Origin of the sequence: Bacillus cereus group sp. N8, assembly GCF_016483685.1 — a bacterium.
GTDB classification, from domain to species: Bacteria; Bacillota; Bacilli; order Bacillales; family Bacillaceae_G; genus Bacillus_A; species Bacillus_A proteolyticus.
This window is the reverse complement of sequence record NZ_JAEHBK010000111.1, coordinates 1-1,301: the sequence shown is the minus strand read 5'-3', so window position 1 is coordinate 1,301 and position 1,301 is coordinate 1. Positions and strand designations below refer to the sequence as shown.

Sequence of the window (1,301 nt, the reverse complement as noted above, 5' to 3'; positions counted from 1 at the left end):
ATGCCTCCTGTTGATTGTCCTATCTATATTATATATTATCTATCCAACAGCAACAATTTATGCGAAAACAACCTTTTTTTAACAGGTTTTTTAAAGATAATTAACATATACAACACAACAAAATATCCGATATACACAAGTACTTCTTCAATAGATGGCATCGAAGAATATCCTAAAAATGCTTTTAAGAAAATGCCGATATCACCAGAAAGAAGTGGTGCAGTACCATGATCGCGAAGATAATGATCATAATCAATAGGATGCTCTGGTAGTAACCATGTAATATCATATACGTGCGGCATTACACTGCCAAGTATCTTTAAATCTTGAAGCATAGAAACGCCTTGGACAAGAAGTCCTGCTGCAATTAATACGATAAATGCACCTGTTACTTTAAAGAATACTTTGAGTGAAATACGCATCGTTCCTTTAAAGAATAAGAAGCTAACAACCGCTGCAACGAGTAGACCAGATATAGCTCCCCAGCCTTTCATCGCTTCCCCGATGTTTCCTCCTGTAATCGCTGCAAAGAAAAAAACTGTTTCTACACCTTCTCGAAGTACAACAAGAAAAGAATGCACGACCATTCCAATTATATTTCCAGCCGTAATATACTGATTCATTTTATTTTCCATATTGGCTGTCATATTCTTACTATGTTCTGCCATCCAAAATACCATTTGTGTAAGTAAAATGGCTGAAACGAAAATAATGGATATTTTTAAATACATTTCGCTACCCATAGCAGCAAAACCAGTAAATACAACTTGAAAGACTAGGGCGACAATATAACTTGCTACAACCGCAAGCCCTGCTCCTAGCCAAACATATTTCACATACTGCTTACTATCTGTGCGCTTTAAGTACGTTGTAATAATCCCAACGATAAGCAACGCTTCTAATACTTCACGAAATGTAATGAGAAATGCCTGAAGTTGCATTACTCTTCCCCCTCATCCCTACTTGCGTTTTCTTACAGCGTATACAATGTATAGAAACGGATCATATTGATTCGTCTTCCAAAACATAAGCAAAATAATAATAAGAGCAGTTCCTCCCACTACATCAAGAATGAGACGCGCCCTTGGAATAATTTTATTTGCAAGCCTATTGCTTGGCCAAATTAAGGCAAGTGCCGCTCCAATAAGTAAAGAAAAGGCCCTCGTATCTGTGCCATAATAAATTCTACTCGGATCAGCTCCAGGTTCATACAAAATTGCCATTGCTAAAGCTGAAGCAACAGCTCCCAGACAAATCAATAAAATCATACGGGATTGTTTTTTTATGTGGTAAAGTCCTAA

1 protein-coding gene and 1 pseudogene are annotated in these 1,301 nt (G+C 37.0%); both read right to left on the bottom strand.

Translation table 11 applies throughout. From position 1 onward, the window contains the following. Positions 1–35: 35 nt before the first annotated feature. Positions 36–941, bottom strand: coding sequence for an FTR1 family iron permease (locus JDS80_RS30615; RefSeq protein ID WP_199640810.1), 906 nt, complete (start codon positions 939–941; stop codon positions 36–38). 48 nt (positions 942–989) lie between these two features. After that, a pseudogene (locus tag JDS80_RS30610) lies at positions 990–1,301 on the bottom strand (acyltransferase family protein); the annotation flags it as partial.